Annotated in this window: 18 protein-coding genes; 3 read left to right on the forward strand and 15 right to left on the reverse strand. The window is 72.1% G+C overall.

Annotated elements, in window-relative coordinates:
* Genes O7611_RS31145 through O7611_RS31155 form a run of 3 tightly spaced genes read right to left on the reverse strand, consistent with a single transcriptional unit; the run spans position 1 to position 7,453 of the window.
* Positions 1-1,083, reverse strand: coding sequence for a hypothetical protein (locus O7611_RS31145; protein ID WP_269698292.1), 1,083 nt, complete (start codon positions 1,081-1,083; stop codon positions 1-3).
* Positions 1,073-4,849, reverse strand: coding sequence for a hypothetical protein (locus tag O7611_RS31150; protein WP_269698293.1), 3,777 nt, complete (start codon positions 4,847-4,849; stop codon positions 1,073-1,075). Before O7611_RS31150 ends, O7611_RS31145 begins: the two co-directional genes overlap by 11 nt.
* Positions 4,850-7,453 carry a phage tail protein gene (locus O7611_RS31155; RefSeq protein ID WP_269698294.1) on the reverse strand — a complete coding sequence of 868 codons (2,604 nt, stop codon included), beginning with the start codon at positions 7,451-7,453 and terminating at the stop codon, positions 4,850-4,852.
* Between the two features lie 490 nt (positions 7,454-7,943).
* Here O7611_RS31155 and O7611_RS31160 point away from each other — a divergent pair, with 490 nt between their 5' ends.
* A complete protein-coding gene (locus O7611_RS31160) occupies positions 7,944-8,402 on the forward strand; it encodes a hypothetical protein (protein ID WP_269698295.1) in 459 nt (152 codons plus the stop codon).
* 175 nt (positions 8,403-8,577) lie between these two features.
* On the opposite strand, the gene O7611_RS31165 is transcribed toward O7611_RS31160, so the two are convergent.
* The 12 genes from O7611_RS31165 to O7611_RS31220 all read right to left on the reverse strand — a co-directional run bounded on the left by O7611_RS31165 (position 8,578) and on the right by O7611_RS31220 (position 16,625).
* Positions 8,578-8,886, reverse strand: coding sequence for a hypothetical protein (locus O7611_RS31165; protein WP_269698296.1), 309 nt, complete (start codon positions 8,884-8,886; stop codon positions 8,578-8,580).
* Positions 8,886-9,047 (reverse strand): hypothetical protein, encoded by a 162-nt coding sequence (locus O7611_RS31170; RefSeq protein WP_269698297.1) that lies wholly within the window; start codon positions 9,045-9,047, stop codon positions 8,886-8,888. Before O7611_RS31170 ends, O7611_RS31165 begins: the two co-directional genes overlap by 1 nt.
* A gap of 85 nt (positions 9,048-9,132) precedes the next feature.
* The gene (locus tag O7611_RS31175) at positions 9,133-9,666 is read right to left on the reverse strand and encodes a hypothetical protein (protein WP_269698298.1); all 534 of its coding nucleotides are present in this window, start codon (positions 9,664-9,666) and stop codon (positions 9,133-9,135) included.
* A gap of 3 nt (positions 9,667-9,669) precedes the next feature.
* Positions 9,670-10,392, reverse strand: coding sequence for a hypothetical protein (locus O7611_RS31180; RefSeq protein WP_269698299.1), 723 nt, complete (start codon positions 10,390-10,392; stop codon positions 9,670-9,672).
* A 247-nt stretch (positions 10,393-10,639) separates the two neighbouring features.
* Positions 10,640-11,071: a hypothetical protein gene (locus O7611_RS31185; protein WP_269698300.1), complete on the reverse strand. Its 432-nt coding sequence runs from the start codon at positions 11,069-11,071 to the stop codon at positions 10,640-10,642.
* Positions 11,072-11,085: 14 nt separating this feature from the next.
* Positions 11,086-11,454, reverse strand: a complete 369-nt coding sequence (locus tag O7611_RS31190) for a hypothetical protein (RefSeq protein ID WP_269698301.1) — start codon at positions 11,452-11,454, stop codon at positions 11,086-11,088.
* Positions 11,451-11,993: a hypothetical protein gene (locus tag O7611_RS31195; RefSeq protein WP_269698302.1), complete on the reverse strand. Its 543-nt coding sequence runs from the start codon at positions 11,991-11,993 to the stop codon at positions 11,451-11,453. Before O7611_RS31195 ends, O7611_RS31190 begins: the two co-directional genes overlap by 4 nt.
* Positions 11,990-12,760: a hypothetical protein gene (locus O7611_RS31200; protein WP_269698303.1), complete on the reverse strand. Its 771-nt coding sequence runs from the start codon at positions 12,758-12,760 to the stop codon at positions 11,990-11,992. The genes O7611_RS31195 and O7611_RS31200 overlap by 4 nt, the downstream gene beginning before the upstream one ends.
* 4 nt (positions 12,761-12,764) lie before the next feature.
* Positions 12,765-13,457, reverse strand: coding sequence for a hypothetical protein (locus tag O7611_RS31205; protein WP_269698304.1), 693 nt, complete (start codon positions 13,455-13,457; stop codon positions 12,765-12,767).
* A complete protein-coding gene (locus tag O7611_RS31210) occupies positions 13,457-13,852 on the reverse strand; it encodes a hypothetical protein (protein ID WP_269698305.1) in 396 nt (131 codons plus the stop codon). The genes O7611_RS31205 and O7611_RS31210 overlap by 1 nt, the downstream gene beginning before the upstream one ends.
* Positions 13,852-14,622: a hypothetical protein gene (locus O7611_RS31215; protein ID WP_269698306.1), complete on the reverse strand. Its 771-nt coding sequence runs from the start codon at positions 14,620-14,622 to the stop codon at positions 13,852-13,854. Before O7611_RS31215 ends, O7611_RS31210 begins: the two co-directional genes overlap by 1 nt.
* A gap of 35 nt (positions 14,623-14,657) precedes the next feature.
* Positions 14,658-16,625: a major capsid protein gene (locus O7611_RS31220; RefSeq protein ID WP_269698307.1), complete on the reverse strand. Its 1,968-nt coding sequence runs from the start codon at positions 16,623-16,625 to the stop codon at positions 14,658-14,660.
* 440 nt (positions 16,626-17,065) lie between these two features.
* On the opposite strand from O7611_RS31220, the gene O7611_RS31225 reads away from it, so the two are divergent.
* Positions 17,066-17,521 carry a hypothetical protein gene (locus tag O7611_RS31225; RefSeq protein ID WP_269698308.1) on the forward strand — a complete coding sequence of 152 codons (456 nt, stop codon included), beginning with the start codon at positions 17,066-17,068 and terminating at the stop codon, positions 17,519-17,521.
* Positions 17,522-17,646: 125 nt separating this feature from the next.
* A complete protein-coding gene (locus O7611_RS31230; protein ID WP_269698309.1) occupies positions 17,647-18,414 on the forward strand; it encodes a hypothetical protein in 768 nt (255 codons plus the stop codon).
* Positions 18,415-18,485 lie beyond the last annotated feature (71 nt).

Raw genomic sequence — 18,485 nt, forward strand, 5'->3', positions numbered from 1 at the left:
TCACAGCTCGTCTCCCGTCGTGCTCCCGTACGCCCGCCGCAGCGTGTGCCGCATCGGCCCGCCCACCGTCAACGTCATCTGCCACGCCGTCTCCAGCCACAGCAGCCCGTCCCACCGCACGACGTCATAGCCGTCATGGCGCGGGTCGGCCGGGGTGGTCAGCTCCACCCGCTCGTAGACGGCGTCCTGGATGCCCAGCGTCCGCGCGTAGATCCGCGCCTGCGTCACCGACGACACCTGCGCGTCGGTGACCTTCGGCCGCACGTACCCGACCTGCTGGATCGAATGCGGCGCCGACGATGGCACGTCGTAGGTGCCCACGATCGGCGCGGTCTGCTCCTCCCCGACAGCGTTCGACACCACCACGTACCGGTTCGGAGCCGTCAGCAGGTCATTCGACCGGGTGACCGACCCGGCCACCACCCGCGGTGAGGCGTCCAGATCGATCGTCGGCGGCCGGGCCGCCGGTTCGAACGCCCGCATCATCCTCAGCTGGTGGCGGTGGTTGAACCACGGCTTGAAGTAGCCCCCGAGGTTCGCCAGGTCGGCCAGCGCCGACGCCCGCGAGGTGCCCGCCGACCAGCCGTTGTCGGCGGTCTGGTCGGTGGCGTCGATCTGCACATCACCGATCGGCAGCCCGTCCAGCAGCGCGTACGCCGCCTGGTCGACGGCCCTCCCGCCGGCGTTGAACCCGGCGTCCAGCTCCTGGTCGACCACGAACATCTCGTCGTACAAGGTGATCGGCGCGGTCGTCCCGCCGGAGGTCTCCAGGCTGGTCGCGTCCGCCACCATGTACCGCCCGAGCGGCCTCTCCTCCCGCCGCCGTCCGGTCACCGTCACCATCGACAGCTCGACCCGGTCCCGCAGCGGGTTGATCAACCCGGCATCGACGGCCCCGAGCGTCACCTGCGACACCCGCCGGCTGATCGTCGAGGTGGTGTCATGCGACAGCTGCGGGCTGGTGTCCCGCAACGGATGCAGCTCCCCCCGCACCACACCGGTCACCCCGTCGAGCAGCCGCCACCGGAACGTGCCCGACCGCTGACCGACGTACCGCGGCAGGTCGAAGTCGTCAGGCGGCACAGATCCCCCTCCCCGAAACGGTCCACACGTTGCCCTGCCCGTCGGTGAACGAGGTCGTCCCGCCTGGCTGGCCGCCGAAGTCCGGGCTGGCGATCAACGGCCCGTTGATGCCGTCGCGGATCTCCACCCGCCCGACCGTCACCGCACCGGCCGCGAGGATCTGCACCGGAGCGCTCGACGGCTGGAACGGCGCGACCGGCCCCGACAGCGTCGTCACCGACGTCCACGCCACCCCGTCCGTCGACACCCACCACGTTCCCTGCGACTGACCACCGCCGGACGGGTTCACCGAGTCGTACGTCCACCGCAACCACATCTGCCGGTTACGGACCGCCCCGATCCCGGAGGTCTGCACGCACTCGTAGTAGAAGTCGCCGTTGGACATGTCGATGCAGGAGGTCACCTCGTCGGCGTCGACCGACCAGTACCGCGCCGGGTCCACCGCCGGGTCCGCGATCTGCGCCACCGCGACCTGCCACGTCTCGCCCGACGGCCGCAGCAACATCCGCACGTCGATGTCCGCCGGAGTCGTCCGGACCGCGAACTCGTCGTAGAACACCGTCACCGGCTGGGCGTTGGTGTTCCCCGACGCCAGCAGCGACCGGGTACCCCACCAGCCCGGGTTCCGCAGCTCCGTCGCCGTGGCGGTCAAGGTCGGGTTGACCGGCCTGCTGCCCGTCGACGGCCACGCCCAGCCCATCAGCCGGTCCGCGCGCACGTCCAGCTCCAGGTTCAGCACCGTGGCGGTGGTGTACCCACCCGCGATCGTCTGCGACGCGAGCTGGGTGTCCACCCCACCGACCCGCTTGACCAGCTGCACCGACAACTGGCCGCTGGTGCCGAAGTTGGCCTGCAAGCGGTACATCGACACCATCGTCTCGGAGGCGCGGGCGATCACCGCCGCCCCGATCGGCGCGCCGGTCGCCAGCGCGCTCACCCCGACCTGAGCCCGGATCCGCCCGTCCACCCACAGCTCGTTGAGGTACGACGTGACCGCCGTGCCGATCGCGGCGAGGGAGTGGGTACCGCGGCTGCCGTTGACGGCCAGCTGCGCCGGGGCCGGCGAGTCCCACGGCATCCCCTGCGCCGTCGACCCCCACCCACCGGCCACCGTGCGGGTGAACGAGTCCGACGCCACCAGCAGCCCGGACAGCCGCTCCGGCGCCGCCGTCTGCGCCACCACCTGATCGATGTTCCCGACCACGGCCAGGCCCTCGCACGGCGCGGGCCGGTCGACCGGCGCGGGCACGTCGGTCACCTGCACCACCGTCACCCGCGCCAGCTCCAGATGGCCGCGTGACGGCACCCGCTGGACCGTCGCGGAGGGGACCAGGATCGTGGCCAGCCACCGGTTGTCCAGCTCGTCCCGCACACACACGTACGGCAGCGCGTCCCAGGCCAGATCCCGCAGCCCGGTGAACCCCCGATCGAGGGTCTGTGTCGGAACCCCGACAGAGTTGACCATCAGGGTGCGGGTGAACTCGACGCCCACCCGCTCGGTCGGCCGGAACGCCACCTGGAAGTCCCGCCCGTACATCTGCTGCAGGTCGGTCTGCCCGCCCTCCGGGAACGTGAACTCCTCCGGCTCGCCCCGGCTGGTGACGTTGACGTACGCGAGGTTGCCGTCCGGGTTGTGGTTGGAGGTGAAGATCAGCACCCCGACGTCCACGCGGGTGCCGGTCACTCCCGGCGCGGCGACCGTCGCCGGCACGGTCGCCGTCCACGGCCCCGGGATACCCGCGGCGTGCACCATCCGGACCCGGTACAACGACTGCACCCCGACCCGGGCCTCGTAGTCGTCCATGGTGGTCACCATCGGGGAGGACAGCGTGCCGATCGTCTCCCACACCTCGGCGGGCATGGTGGTGTCCCGCCGCTGCACCTCGTAGTAGCCCCACCCGGCCACCACCGGGCTGTTGATCGCATCCCACGAGATCCGGTGGAACCGGATACCGGTCGGGATCGCGTCGGCCGGGAGCGGACAGCCGGGGTCGACCACCGTCAGCGGCTGGATCTGCGGAGTCACCGTCAGCCCGGTCACCGTGTCCATCTCGCGGGCGAACGCGACCGCCATGTCCGCGCCCTGGTCGGCGACGCCGTCGATGGTGGCGTAGTCGAGGTTCCCGCCGAACCCGGCCACGTTGTTGCCCGCCGCCGGGCTGTACCCGAACGGGTTGTCGTCCGCGCCGAGGATCTGCCACGGCGCCTGGTCGTCGGCGGCGGACACGAACCGCCAGGTGATCCGCTTGTTCGCGTCAGCCGGCGAGATCACCAACGGCGTCGGCAGCCGCAACGTCACCTCCCGCCACCCGTCGATCAGCTCGGGCAGCGCGTCCAGCTCGTCCGGGGAGAACTCCACCCCCGGATTCAGGGGGGTGAACGGGGTATCGGCCAGGGCCGGGAACACCCGCAGCAGCGCGTTGGTGGCCGGGAACCGGCGGGCGTAGAACCGCACCCAGGGGAACGTGCCCGAGGTCCGGGGCAAGATCCGCTGCATGTTCTGGGTGTCGACGTACCGGTTGTTCAGCGTGCCGACCGCCTGCGCCACGTACGGATGCGTCGCGGAGTCGACGTTGCCGAGCCGGTTGGTCAGGGTGATCGCCGGCATGAGCGGGGTGATCTCCAACTGCGGGATCGCGCCCTCCCGCAGCGTCTTGCGCAGCACCACCCCGCGATGGGTGGGGAACGCCTCCAGCGGGCCGGTCCGGTCCGCGGTGATCGGCACGGGAGACGCCACCGACACCGGCCCGGAGTACGCCTGCCCGACCGCCACGGTGTACTCCACCCCCACCTGCAACGGCACGTCGTAGCCGTTGTACGCCGGAGCCGTCAGCGGGATCTCGTACCGGTAGTAGCCGTCCGCGTCGCGGGTCACCCCCGCCGAGATGTCGACTCCACCGGCCCCGATCCGGTTCTCCTCGCAGTAGGTGATCTCCAACGCCAGGTACTCGATCCGGAACGCCTGCCCGACCGCGGGCGCCGCCGTCGTGCCGAGCCGGACGTACAACGTGTCGGCGTTGTGCGACAGGGCTTTCAACCCCAGCGTCGGGTTCGGCGCCGAGGTGTTGCCGTTGAGGGTCCACGGGTAGCGGGCGGTCGTCGCGGTCGGCACCGACAACGTCGACCACAGCGGGTTCAGCTCACCCAGCCGGGACCGGCGGGGAGTGACGTTGCCGGACTGGACGGCCGGGCCGGTCAGCCCGTCGTCCATCAGCCAGTTCACCCCGGACGCGGGCTTCTCCAACGACAGGGTGACCGCGCCGGGCAGCTCGGCGAACGGCCCGGACAGCGAGTAGAGCACGGCGACGTCGAGGATCCGCCGGTACTGAAGGTTCTGGACGGCTTTCGCCCCGTCGGTGTCGAACTGGAACCGCGCGCCGGCGTTCGGTCCGGTCAGCTGCACATACCGCGGGTCGGACGGGTTGAGCACCCCATCGGCGTACGTGGCGGCACCGCCACCGGCAGCGCTCCCGGCCACGTTCTGCCCGTCGGTGCACGGGATGACCATCTTCCGGATCGGTCCGGTGCCCGCCGTCCGGCCGGTGCGGTAGATGTTGACCACCAGCTCCTTGCGGGTCGGTGCCCCCGGCGGCGGGACCGTCGACAGCAGCCGCGCGGACACCACGCCGTTGGTGATGCTGTACCCGGACGTCGACCGGAAGGTGTACCCGACCTCCGTCGACGGGTCGAGCAGCACCTGGTCGGCCGCCAGCGGCGGCCACTGCATCCCCACCACATAGGGGTGGTGCGGGTTGTAGTCACCCATTCAGATCGTCCTCACCTGCGTCGCGATGTTCGAGCGGGACAGGGTCGCCGCGACGCCACGGCCGACCTCCCGACCTGTCTGGTAGGCCTCCTGCGGGGTCGGCACGACTCCGGCGAACGTGACGGTGATCGACCCCTTCGCGAACACCACCGACGGCTCTCCCCGGCCACCGCCGAACCCGAGCGCGTTTCGCAGCGCGGCCATCACCCGCTTGTCTTCCAGCGGCAGCACCAGCTCCCGCTTGCCGGTCTCCGACAGCGCCGCGATCGTCGGCCGCAGCGTCATACCGCCGGTGGCCAGGTACGGAATCCGGGGCAGGCTGCCGGGCAGCTTCGCGTCGATCGACCCGATACCGGCGTTGATCCGGCCGATCACGCCGTTGAGACCTCGCCGCACGCTGGACACGATCGACGCGCCGACGTTGCCCGCCATGCCTCCGGCCGACGACAGACCGCGGAAGAACCCGGACATGATGCTGCGGCCCGCCGACAGCATCCGGCCGCCGAGCGCGCTGATCCGGCCGGGCACCGAGGCGATGTAGGAGACGACGGAGTTGAAGCCGGACACGGCGGCGGCCCGCGCGGAGGAGCCCATCCGGGTGAACACCGACGCGACCCGGCCGGCCAGCGACCCGAGCGCGGACCCGATCCGGCCCGGGAGGGTCTGCACGTACGCGACGGTGGCGTTGAACGCGTTAACCGTCAGGGTGCGGGCGCTGTTCCACGCCGAGGTGAACACGGCGACCGCGCGGGCCCGCAGCGACGACAGCCCGGCCGCGACCCGGCCGGGCAGCGCGGTCGCCCACGCCACGATCGCGGCGATGGCGTTGACGGTGGTGATCCGCGCCCATTCCCACGCCTGCCGGAACAGCGACGCCAGCACGCTCGGCAGCGATTGCAGATATCCCCAGATCTGCTGCGGCAACACCAATACGGCGTACAGAATCAGACCGATACCGACACCGACGGCTTCCAGCGCCCGGTTGAAACCGTTCCGGAAACCGTCGACAATGAACTGTCCGACCTGCGCCAGGAAACCGAGAATCCGGCCTGGTAATTGCGCGAACCATTGGCCGAGCATCGTAAAGAACGCAACGACCGATGACCAGGCCGACGAGAAGGCGCCCGCGATCGACGAGCCGATGGACGCGAACCAGCCGGGGATGCCGGCGATCCACGCGCCGACGGAGGAGAAGAAGCCGGTCACCGCCGACCAGGCCGACGAGAACGCACCCGAGATCGCCGAGCCCGCGCTGGACGCCCAGCCCGGGATCTGCGACAGCCACTCACCGAGCGACACCAGCGCGTTGACCAGCCAGTTGACCGCGGTCGCGCCGATGGCGATCATGGCGACGGTCTGCGCGAGGCTCTGCCCCAGCAGCGGCAGCAGGTCGAGAAGGTTCTGGATGAACTCCTGGCCCTGGTCGGACTCCAGGAACTCGGCCAGCTTGTTGACGATGTCGGTCAGGGTCTGCAGGAAGCTGCGGCCCTCGTCGTCGGCGTTGCCGAACAGCGCGCCCAGCAGCCGCCACAGCGCCTGCCCGAGCGCGAGCACGTCTTTCAGGGAGGCCAGCGCGTCGTCGAGGAAGTCGTTGAGGGCGTTCTTACCCTCCGCGGTGCCGAGGAACTTCTCAAGGTTGACCGCGCCCTTGGACAGCCAGCCGACGAACTGTTCGACGTACGGCAACGCGAGGGTACCGAGCTGCATCAGAATGCGCAGGAACGCATTCAGGCCGGGGCCCATTTTGTCGATGATCCGGCTGGCTGACGCGAAAGCGTCACCGATGAACTTGACGGCCTGCGGTGACCGCAGCGTTTCCCCGAGCGATTTACCCAGCCGCCCGAGTGAGGCACCGACCTGCGTCATGCCGCGGTTGAATACCGGCAGCAGTTGCGATGAGGTGGCGGTCAGCTCGCCTTTAAGCTGCTTGAAAAAGGAGTCCTGTACCGCCTTTTTCAGTTCCCGGAACTGCGGCAGCAGTTTTTGGAACTCGCGGACCACCGACCGGGCGGCAGGCGACAGCGATTTCAGGGCCTCAGCGACCTTCTCCGGGTCGCCTTCCATCACCGCGTCGAGGGCGTCGGCGAAGCCCATCAGGGCGACCTTCGCCGTGCCGAACACGGCGCCGAGCACGGCGATCCCGGCCGGCGCGACGACGACCAGACCGACCAGGTCGGCGATGGCCGCCCCCAGCCCGATCACCGCCGGCGTGAGCGCGACCAGCGCGGTCAGCGTCAACGCGATCGCGACCAGACCGGCCGGTGTCGGCGCGCTGGCACCCAGCCCGACCGCGGCCGCGCCGAGCGCCGTCACCGTCTCGACGGTCTTGCCGAACACCTTGTTCAAGCCGGAGGTGTTGGCGGCCATGACGGTGACCGCGCCGGACAGCTCCCGCTCGGTTTCGCGGGCCTCGTCCCCGACCTCATCGATGGCGTTACGGACCATCCGCAGCTGCGCGAGGGTGGCCTTCTCGTTGCGCAGCTTGACGAACATGTCGACGTCGCCGGTCCGGGCGAACTCCCGCGCCAGCTCCCGCACCTGCCGCTGCGTCGACTCGATCCGCTCGTCGACGAGGGCCAGCTCCTGCGCGACCTCGGCCGCCATCCGGGCCGCGGCGTCGGCGGCCTCGTCCGCCCCGTCCGCGATCTCCTCACCGAGCCGGTCGCCGGTGACCTTCGCCTGGTCACCGATCTGCCCGAGCGCGTCGGCGGCGTCGTCCGCCCCGTCGGCGACTTCCCGGCCCAGCTCCCGCCCGGCCTCGGCCGCCTCGTCACCGATCTTGCCGAGGGTGTCGCGGGCTTCCCGGGCCAGGGAGTTCAGCGCCCGTTCGGCGCCGTCGGTGCCGTCCTTGACCCCGTCCTCGATCTGGTCGGACACCTGGGACATGTCCAGCTTGACCCGACGCAGCTGGGCGTTGATGTCGCGGGTGAACTGCCGGCCGAACTGAGACAGCTCGGCGACGACGTCCACCGCCGCGCGTCCCGCGCGTCCACCCCGGGCCATGACCTTGATCGTTCAGCGCGGTGGGGGGTGTCTGCCCTGCTCAGGTACCGTCATCTCGGACCGATGACGGGGGGAGTCCACAGTGGTGCCGATGCTGAACGTCGACCGGGCTCAGGTGACCCGCGACCAGGACGGGCAGGTGGTCATCTCCGACCCGGACTGCCCGCTGCTGGTGGCCGTGAAGGTGGGGGAGGTGACCGGCCGCCGTCAGATCACCGAGCTGACCGTGCAGGCCCGCCACCCGAGCGCGCGGATCAGCCCGGGGGTGCTGCACCGGCTGCCGCTGGCGCAGATCGAGCACCTGGCGGTGGTGGCCAGCCACCCGAACGAGGCGTACTACCGGGCGCTGGCCCGGCCGAAACCGACCGGGCAGCGGGGCTGGGACGACGGGCACTGGGACCGGGTGCTGGCGGTGCACCAGTGGGCGGAGGAGACCCGCCGGCCCGGCGGCGGCGCGGCGGCCGTCGCCGAGCTGTGGGGTGTCGCCGTCGACCCGACGGTGTACCGGTGGATGGCGACCGCCCGCAAACGCTCCGGCGGCCGGTCGTAGTCCATGCAGAGCGCCGAGCCGGCCGACAGCGGGGTGACACCCGCCCGGCCGTCTCCGGCGCGGACAACGGGCCGCTGTTACCGCAGGTCACCGCCGGAGCGCGCATAACCGCTGTTATGGTGCCGGACAGACCGGGCCGAAACTCCCGTAACCGGCATTATATAATTCCCGGCCGTCAATATCCCGAGGTCGAACAGTCAACCGGCGGGAACCGCCAGCACTCGTGGTCGCCCAACGCCGCCTCCCGCAGCCGGTCGTCGTACGGCGACACCACCGGCACCGCCAACCACAGCACCGGCGACCGGCGGCGCCGGGCAAGCCGACACCTCGCCCGGTAGGTCCGGCGCGTGGTCAGCAGCTCGGGCGGCACGCCGAACAACCGCGCGATGTCCGACAGCCCGGCCACCCGGGACCGGCCGGTGGCCGGAACGCCGTCGACCGGTCGGCACCGCCGGGCGAGCCGGTGCCGCACACTGCGCGTCATCACACCCGCCACGCCCCCGTCACCCCCACCAGCAGCACCCCACCGGCCATCAACGTCCCGCCGGTCGCTCCCCACCGCCAGTCCGCGAACCACGGCCACAGCCCCAGGCACACCACCCCGGCGGTGATGAACCCACCGCCGACCGCCCCCAACCCGGCCACGATCGCGATCCGCCACGACGGCCACCTCGCCGCCCGGGCCGCTCGCACCGCGGCCCGGGCGGCGCCGTCGGCCGCCAGCCGGCGTCTACGCGACCCCGCGCATCCGAGCCATCTGCTCGAAGGCGTCCGCGGCCCGCTCCTCGTCGTACGCTGCACCGGCCCCCATCCCTTCCGGCAGCTTCGTCAGCTCGCTGTCCACCTTCCGCTGCTGAGCCTCGGTCGCGTGCCGGGTGTACACCCGGTACACCGCCTGCACCGCCGCCCCCAGCGACACCCGCGTCATGTCCAGCCCGGCCAGCGCCAGCTCCCCGGCCACGTGCGCGGTCGCCTGCACCAGCCGGACCGCCGTCCACCACTTCACCCCGGCCGCCACCTCGACGGCGTCTTTCGCCGCGGTGATCAGATCCTCATGGGTGACCGACCCGTCTTCCAGCGCGTCGTCCAGCTCGTCGCCGGTGTCTTCCAGCAACGCCGGAACGATGTCCAGCCAGGTGCCCTCGGACAGGGCGGTCATCCAGTCGACGGCGGGCAGCGCCGGTATCCGGTAGATCCGCCCGCCGATCGTCACCTCGACCGGCGCGATCCACCACGACGCGGCCGGGTCGAACTCGACCGGCACCGGCTATCGCCGGGACGCGCGCTTGGCCGCACCTCGACGGCCGGCCCGGTTGGTCTTGTCCCCGGCCGCCGCCTTCAGCGCATCCGTGGCTTCGTGCAGCAGCGGCAGCCCGTCCGGCAGCCGCATGTCACCGTCGAGCAGCATGTCCTCGATCCACGCCTTGTCCTCGTCCTTGACCACCACGGCGGTGATCACCCGCAGGCCCCGGTCGTAGTAGTCGAGGGCCTTGTTCGCGTCGATCTCCTTGCCTTCCAGGTCGGCGAACCGCTGCGCCAGCCGGCGGAAGATCGTGAGCTGTTCCAGCGTCGGCATCCGCACCAGCACCGTCCGGCCCCGGAACGGCACCTCAGCGGTCAGCGTCTCCAGATCCACCTCACCGTCCGGGGTGGACGACTCCTCCGGCTCCGGCGCGGTGCGCCGCCTCGAGCGGGCCGCCGGCTCGGCGGCGGTCGTGGTGGCGCGGCGGCGGCGGGGAGCCGGAGCGTCCTCGTCGGCGGCCGCCGTGGGGGTGCGGCGGCGGCGCGGCGCCGGAGCGTCCTCGGCCGCCGCCGTGGTGGTGCGGCGGCGCGGCGCCGGAGCGTCCTTGGCCGCCGCGGTGGTGCGGCGGCGCGGCGCGGGAGCCTCCTCCTCGGCCGCCGCCGTGGTGGTCCGGCGGCGGCGGGGTGCCGGCGCGTCCGGGTCGGCGGCGGCGCGGCGGCGGGTGGTGCTCGTGCTGGCGGTGGCCATGGTCCCTCCCCGTGGTTGATCACCGCGAGCGTACCCCCGGATATCCCACCCTGACGGTTGACCAGACGGCGGAAGGCCAGATCCCCGACCATCAGAGGGATCTGGCCTTCCACGTGTGACGCCTCCACCGACCCCTACGGGATTGTGGCCCGAGACAGGGACCGGCCGGAGCTGGGCGGCATGGGTGGGCAGCCGCAGGGGGCGACGTTGTCGCGGAATCACCCCCCGACGGAGGGTACCCGGCCGGTCATCCCGGGGTCCACAGGAACCCCTCCGGGATGGCCACCTCCTCGCAGGCCCGCGCGATCCACGGCCGGGCCCGGGTGCCCGGGTGCCGCACCTTGCGGGCGAACACCACCCGGCCGCCGACTTCGAACCGCAGCGCTTTCGCCCGCCGGGGCCGGATCGTGTACGGCCCGGACCCGTCATGCACCACGTCGGCGTACTCCGCGTCGTTGAACACCGTGCCGACGACCCGGGCCGGGGCCACGTCGACCACCATCTGGTTGTGCGCCCGGAGGTTGCCGGTGTCCACAGGAGTCAGCACGTTCGCCCGGTTGTAGGTGCGGCGGGTGACGTCGGTGACCAGCTCCAAGGCGAAGTCACGGCCGATCTGCTCGACGTCGCCCTGGTCGACGTCGAGCACGATCCGCGCGACCCGCACGCTGGCCCCCGCCACCGGTCAACCCCCGGTCAGGCAGCGTCAGCGGCAGCCGGCGGAACGGCGCCGCCGGCGAGCCCGACCTCAGCCGGCCGTCCGGCGGTGCCCGGCGCGCGGGACACCGGCACCGTGGCCGGGTCGACGCGCCGCAGGTACCCGCGGTCGAGCCGGGCCCGGACGGCGTCGGTCAGCTCGACCTCCCCGCGCTCCCCGCGCCGGGCGTGGCCGTGGGACACCACGACCTCCACCAGCACGGTGCCTTCCCGGGCTGCCTGCCGGTCGGCGTCACGGGCGTCGACCTTCGCCGCTTCCTGCGGGCTGTCCTGCCCGGTGAACGCCTCGGTGGTGGTGTCCGTCGACGGCCGCCGCCGTCCACCGCTGCTGGTGTTGGTGCTGGTCATTCCGGCTCCCTCAGGGTGTCGCAGGCGGGCACGGCGACGGTCAGCTGCATCGCGCCGCCGACGCACCCGCCCTCGGTGGTCAGCGGGGACCAGATCCCCGCCAGGTACATACGATCGATGTCCAGCTCCATGAACGCCGCGACCGCCCGCCGGACCGCGGCGGCGTCGTTGAGCACCGCCGTGGTGGTGTCCATCCACTCCTGCGCGGTCGGCAACGCCGACGCGCCCGGCGTCGGCGCGCACCGGGCGGCCCCCAGCTCGAACACCACCGCCCACTGCACCGGAGAACAGGTCTGGTAGGCGGTGTCCTGCGCGGGGAACTCCCGCGACGGGTACACCCGCACCACCCGCACCCACGCCAGCCCTTCGCAGCACTCGTCGCGGTTGGTCGACAGCAGCAGCTCGATGCGGTCACCCGGCCGCAGCGCGGTCACCGCCGGAGGCTCCGGCACCCGGGCGGTCTCCTCGGCCAGAGCGCCGAGCAGCTCGACGGCGACCGGCAGCACCACCGGATCGGTCACCGGCACAGGCGTGGTCACATGATCCTCCGGGCGGTCGGCAGGTCGGGAGACAACACCACGGCGGGGCCGTGGCGGCGGTGCGGGTTGAGGGCGGACACGATCCGGTCGACCTCCGGGATGCCGGTGACGAACGGGTCGGTGCCGTCGGTGATCTGCTCCACCTGCACCTCCACCCCCTGCCGGGTCAGCGACGACATCCGCGCCGGCAACCGGCACGGCCCGCCCGCCCCACCGGCCGCGACCTCGCAGGCCAACATGGCGGCGGCGGCCAGCAGCGCAGGCGGCGGCGGCAGCCCGCGCAGGTAGGTCACCTGGAACTGGTCGGTGGCCGGGTCAGCGCACGACGGCCAGCACAACCCGTCGGTGCGCACCAGCACGTTCCCGTCGTGCATCTCGTAGGACGAGCCGGGCACCACGCCCCCGTCGACCGTGACCGCGACGATCGCGTCCGCGGTGACCGGCCCGTCCAACAGCACCTCGCACCGCGAGGAGCATGAGCAACCGGCGCCGCACCGGTTGAACCACCGACCGCCGTCGAGCACCGGCCCGTAACCGCCTCCACCGTCGCCGGAGACGGCGTCTCCGGTCACGGGGTAGGTGACATACAGCCGGGGCGGCGGCGGTGGGTTACACGGCCGTACGGTGACCTCGCACTGCCCGTACCGGCGTCCGGTCGCCGCCCACAGCAACAGCGTGGCCACGGCGATCGCGTCCGCGCGTTGCTGCTCGCTGTACCGGTTCCAGTCCGGGCAGGTCGGGGTGACCTCCCACGCGCACGGCCCCATCAGCTCAGGCCGCGACCAGCGGCACGCAGCCCTCGGTCGGCGCCGGAGGCGCCATGTTCACCTTGTACAGCAGGTCGTGGGTGGTGGACGTCAGCGGTTCGAACAACGGCGACGGCTCCGGCGTGCTGCCGGAGGTCATCTGGATGTCGTACGGGCCGACGCCCCACTGGTTCCCGTCGCGGGTGACGGCCTCGTTGACGGTGAAGTTCACCGCCCCGTTCTCGATCGTCGGCTTGGACACCGTGCCCTGGTACAGCCACGGCAGCAGGTAGTAGCCCCACCGGCGGCCGCCGGGCACCCCGCACCCGCCTCGGGCCAGGTTCGTCCACACCTCCAGCGCGACGTTCGCCAGCCCGTACACCTGGCTGTCGGTGACGAACCCCTGCGCCTTCGGCACCGTCGCGTCGTCGAGTACCAGCGGGCTGCCGGTCATCATCTCGAACAGCTCCGGGTCGACCTCGCAGAACTCCAGCGACGCCTGGATGTTGTTGAGCAACTTCGCCGTCTGGATGTAGTAGCAGCGGGAGCCGTCCGCCAGCACCGGAGCGATCTCGGTCGGGTTCGTCTCCTGCACCGACAGGTTGATGTTGACGAACCCCTTCGACACGACGGTGCCGCACGGCCCGAACACCGGGGCGCCGCAGTCATCGAGCCGGGTCGCGCGGATCCGCAGCCCCTGCAGGTAGCTGTCTGCCATCAGGACTCCTTGCTCGTGGTGGGCGTGGTGGAGCGGGGGCGGGCCGCGCGCCGCCGGCCGCCGGCCCGAGGCTTCGCCGCGGGGTCCGGCTCCGGCTCGGCGGTCTCGGTCGTCCGCCGGTCGGTCTTCGGCGTCGCGGCCGGGTCGGTGTCCGGCGCGACCGTCGGGGTGCCCTCGGTCGGGGTCGGGGTCTCGGCCGGGGCCGGGTCACGGACCGCCCGCCCACGCCCGCCGGTCGACCGGCGGGCGGTGAGGTACGCCAGCGCCAGGTCCTCGTCCACGTCGAGCCCGCCGTGGCCGGTGGTCAACGGCCGGTCGTCGTCGGCCACGTCACGGACCTCCCGCAGCAGGTCACCGATCGACTGGCCGGGGCCGGGATGCAGAGTGATCATCATCAGGGCGTGCCCTCCTGGTAGGACGCTTCGGCGGTCACGCAGTCGAACGCCACGGCGTACTCCCGCTCGGCGAGCAGCCGGTAGGTGTTGCTCGCCCGGTCGAAGCCCTGCCCGGCCGGAGACACGAACACCTCCGGCGCCCGCCACACGGTCACCTGCCCGGAGATCCGGATGGTGCCGTCATCGGGGTACGCGCCGAACACCCAGATCGAGCCGAGCTTCGTGCGCAGCAGCCGACCGTCCGCGACCGGATCGGCGACCTGCGCGTACCGGAACGGCGCGTGCAGGTAGCCGACGTTGCCGTAGTTCGCCCCGTCCGGGCCGTAGAGCCACTGCTCCAACTCCCCGATGACCGACTTGATGCGGGTCGGGTCGGGGGCGGTCAGCGTCGGCCCCCCGGCGGTCGACAGGACCGCGTCGAGGGCCTGCTCCGCGATGGACTGTTCGCCGTTGGCCAGCCGGCGGGCGACTTTCGCCTCCAGCGACTGGGCGGTCGACCCGACCGCCGAGCAGGTGAGGGTGGCGTACGCGACCAGCGGGTCGGCGGTCACCCACGGATCGGCCGGGTCGAACGTCTTCTCCGGCGGGTCGTCGTCGCAGTCGACCGGGTACAGGCGGGCGAACCCGCAGGACACCGGCTCGTACTGCACCCCACCGCCGTGGCCCGCTGGAGCCGGGAGGTCCAGCGGGCCGTTCGCGGCGGTGAGCAGCCCGTACCGCAGCCCCCGAGGTTCGGGGGCAGGCACGATGGTGTGCGGTGCCATCACCACGGACCGCTCACCCCTTTCTGGTCAGCGAGCCGCGGTCAGGGGGTGGTCTCGGGCAGCGGGCAGCAGCCGACGACACCGGACGGGTCGACCGGGGCGGTGTAGAGGCGGGAGGTGCCGCCCATCTGCAGCGCGGCCCAGCCGTCCTCGGCGAACACCGCCGTGTACTGGTTGGTGGCCAGCATGGTGGAGTCGTAGATGGTGTCGAGCTGGACGACGTCCTGCACGGCCTTGACCCACGTGCCGGCCGGGTACACCACGAACTGGACGGTGGTCGGCAGCGCGGTCAGCGGGGTGGCGCCGCCCGGGCCGGCGGACAGCCCGGAGAAGGCGTCCTGCCAGTCGTAGACGAACCGCGGCACGGCGTTGCGGATGGCGAACCAGTTGAGGATCTGCGCGTCGGTCAGACCGACCATGTCGACGCCGCTGCGGCGGGAGCCTGCGGCCCGCAGCTGCACCAGCACCCACATCGGCAGCACCACTTCCAGGGTGGCGTTGAAGCCCATCCGGTTGCGGTACTTGGCGTCGGCGATCGCGAGGTCCACGGCCGACAGCAGCCCGGAGATAGCGTCGTCGCCGGAGGCGTCGGCCGGGACGACGCGGGCGGTGCCGGACGCGGCGACGATCGACGCGATGACCCCGGCGTTGATCTTGTGGGCGAGGCCGACGACGGCGCCCCGGCCGAACCGGGCCACGACCTCCGGGTAGCCCCGGCGCTGCAGCAGCCCGCCGGTCAGGCAGATGTAGTCGACGCCGAGCCGCACGTCCTCGAACGGCGGGCACGGGATCTCGGTGCACACCTTCTGGGTGTCGGCGATGACCTCGGCCTCGGTGAGGTGGGTGTCGCCGGCGTTGCCGAGCGACCCGTAGATGGAGGCGAAGTCCGGGCCGCCGTCGACCGGGATCTGCCAGCCACCGCGGGTGGTCTGCAGCTCGGGCAGGTCGAGCATCCCGTCGAGGGTTTCCAGCTCCAGCAGGTCGTACATGACCTCGGACGGGGCGCACCAGCCGGCGGCGGCGGTCAGCGACCGGCCCTTCTCGACGGCCAGGCGGGCGGACTCGCGGAGGTTCCCGCCGGGCAGACGGCGCTCGCGGGCGGCGTACTCCGCGACGGCGTAGCCGTTGTCGCCCTCACGCACCCGCAGGTCGTCGGGGAACTCCCGCCGGAACTGCACGGCGTTGTGGCGGGTGAACCGCTGCATCACCAGCTGACGGCCCGGCTCGTCCGGGTCGTACACGGTGACCGGCCGCTTGCTGTTCTGGCCCGTGGGTAGACGTCCGGCGCGTCCGGCGGTCATGCCCGGGTACTGGTCGAGGCGTGCGGCGAGCGCGCGGGCGGCGTCGTCGAAGCGTTCCAGGCGCTGTCCGGCGGCGAAGCCGGGCACGTCGGCGCTGGCGGTCATCGACATGAACCGGGTGTCGGTGTCCTCGGGCACGTCCGGGCGGCGGGTGCGGGAGGTCCGCGCGACCCGGCGCACGGGCGGGTTGGTGCGGCGGGACGCCACGACCGGCTCGCGCTCGGGCTGCCGCTCGGTCTCTGCGGCCGGGGTGCCCTCCGGCTCGCCGTCGCCGTCGCCGTCGGTGTCGTCGTCCTCGTCGTCGGCGGCGCTGTCGTCGGGCTGCTCGACGGTGGTCGCGGCGGCGATGTCGGCGTTGAGGGCGGCCAGCTCGTCTTCGCGGTTCGCGCGCTCGGTGATCTCGTTGCTGGCGCGCACGGCGAGGTCGCGGCAGGCCCGCAGCGCGGTGAGCGCTTCGGGGGTGGTCTGCCCGTTGAACCCGGCGGCGTGCTCACGGACCTGCCCGAGCAGGGCGTTGAGGTCGTCGGTCGCGACGGCCGACAGGTCCTCGGGCACGTCGAACGGGAAGGCGTAGGCGGTCTGGGTGTTCTCGTCGGTGCCGTCACCGCCGGCCTGAAGCCGGATCGGGGCGCCGTTGCGGCGGTAGCCGAGGATCGCGCCGGGGAGCAGGTGCCGGCCGGTGGTCGGGACAGTGGTTGCGTGCAGCATGGCGGTAACCCCTAGGAGGGTCATCTACGCCCAGCCGGACCGCGGCAGCGCTGGTACGTCAGGTGGCGGATCTCCGGCCGGACCGCAGCAGCGCCGGGTGATCGTCACGCCTGGTCGCACTGTACCGGGTGGGGGTGGGCGGGGGCGAGGTGCGTGTGCAGCGGATTGTCGGGAAGTCTCCCCCCGGGTGGGGGTGCCGGTGGGGCCTGTGTGGACGGTGGTCGTAGGGTGGGTGGTGACGACATCGGTCTGAGCACGCCGGGTCAGTCGCGGTGCCCTCCCCGGGGCGGCCAGACACGTTACGGGGAGGGCATCGTCATGTCCGGCCCCCACAATTCACCCCCCGGAGGTTGATTACTTACGGGGGAGGCGGTAACGTCACAGGTGCACCGGGAGAGGGCCTGGAACCCCTCCCGACCACCGAGGAAGGGACACCCGCCATGCCTGCCGTCGACACCTCCACCGCGTACCAGGTCGGCCTGCACGCCGACGCCCTCGACGCCCGGGGCCAGGCCGTGCCGGAGCACCTGGTCAACGACTGGGACGTGTACGCCGACTTCAACGGCCCGGACGCCCTGGCCGCCGCCCGCGACTGGGCCGGCCGTCTGATGGCCACCGACTACCGGGTTGCTGAGGTCTACATCCGCGAGTCCGTCCAGCAGCACCAGGGTGGCGTCTGGCGGGCCGGCCGGGGCGTCGAGCGGATCGTGCGCATCGACCCCACCCGCTGCGACACCCGGACGGTGTCCCTCCGGCCGCAGGCCCCGACCCCGGCGCCGGTGGCGGCCCCGGCCCCGGTGGCGGCTCCGGCCGGCGGGGTGCGTTGCGGCAACCACCGCGGCGAGCGGGTCTACCACGCCGACCGCCGCGCGGTACGGGCTTGCTTCGGCCGCTGAGCGTCGACCGTCAACCCCCGGGGGAATTCACCCCCCGGGGGTTGACTATTTCTAAGGTAATCGGTAACGTCAGCACCAACGGGGCAGACCTGGACAAAGCCCCGACAATAGGAAGGACCACCGCCGTGACCATCGGCATCGACACCGACCGCGCCATATCCCTGCGCTGCTACGCCGGATCGCCCTGCTCCCAGCCGTCGACCCACGTCGTCCTGTGGAACCCGCCCGGCCAGCAGTACGCCACCACCGCCTGCGAGGCGCACACCGAGCGCCACATGGCCCTCGTCAAGAACCACCAGCCGTACACGATCCCGGTCGTCGACGGCACCTTCACCGTGCTGGCCGACCACAGCGGCACGCAGGTCGCCAACTGCCGCCACTGCGGCCACCACATCTACCTCTACCCGCGCCTGGTCGACCGGGACAACCGGTGGCGCTCCGGCGAGTACGACGAGACCGGCCGGTGCCCCGACGGCGAGCGCCGCAACGGCACCGTGGTCCACCACGAGCCGGCCACCACCGTCGCGGAGCGGGACCGCGCGCTGGGCCGCACCTTCTGCGGCCGCCGGCTGCCGCACGCCCTGACCGACTGCTTCGTGGCCCCCACCGCCCGCCGGATCGGCACCCCCGACCGGGCGCTCACGGCGATCACGTGGGCCCTGGCCCAGAACCTGCCGCCGTACCCGAAGCTGCTGCTGGTGCTGGTCGCCCGGCACGCCGACCCGGAGGGCGTCTACACCCGCGACGTGCGGCACATGCAAACTGGCGCAGGTCTGAACAACGCTCAGGTGCTCCGCTCGCTGAAGATCCTGAACGCCCGGGGCCTGCTGCTGCCGGATGCCCTCGGCGACGAGGTGTGCTACCGCCTGCCGGTCGAGGCCTACACCGCCTGACCGCCGTCGCTTCTCGGCGGGGTGGACCAGTTTCCCGGCGTCCGGCCGGGGCTGACCCACCCCGACGGGGG

This window comes from Micromonospora sp. WMMC273, assembly GCF_027460285.1.
GTDB classification, from domain to species: Bacteria; Actinomycetota; Actinomycetes; order Mycobacteriales; family Micromonosporaceae; genus Micromonospora; species Micromonospora aurantiaca.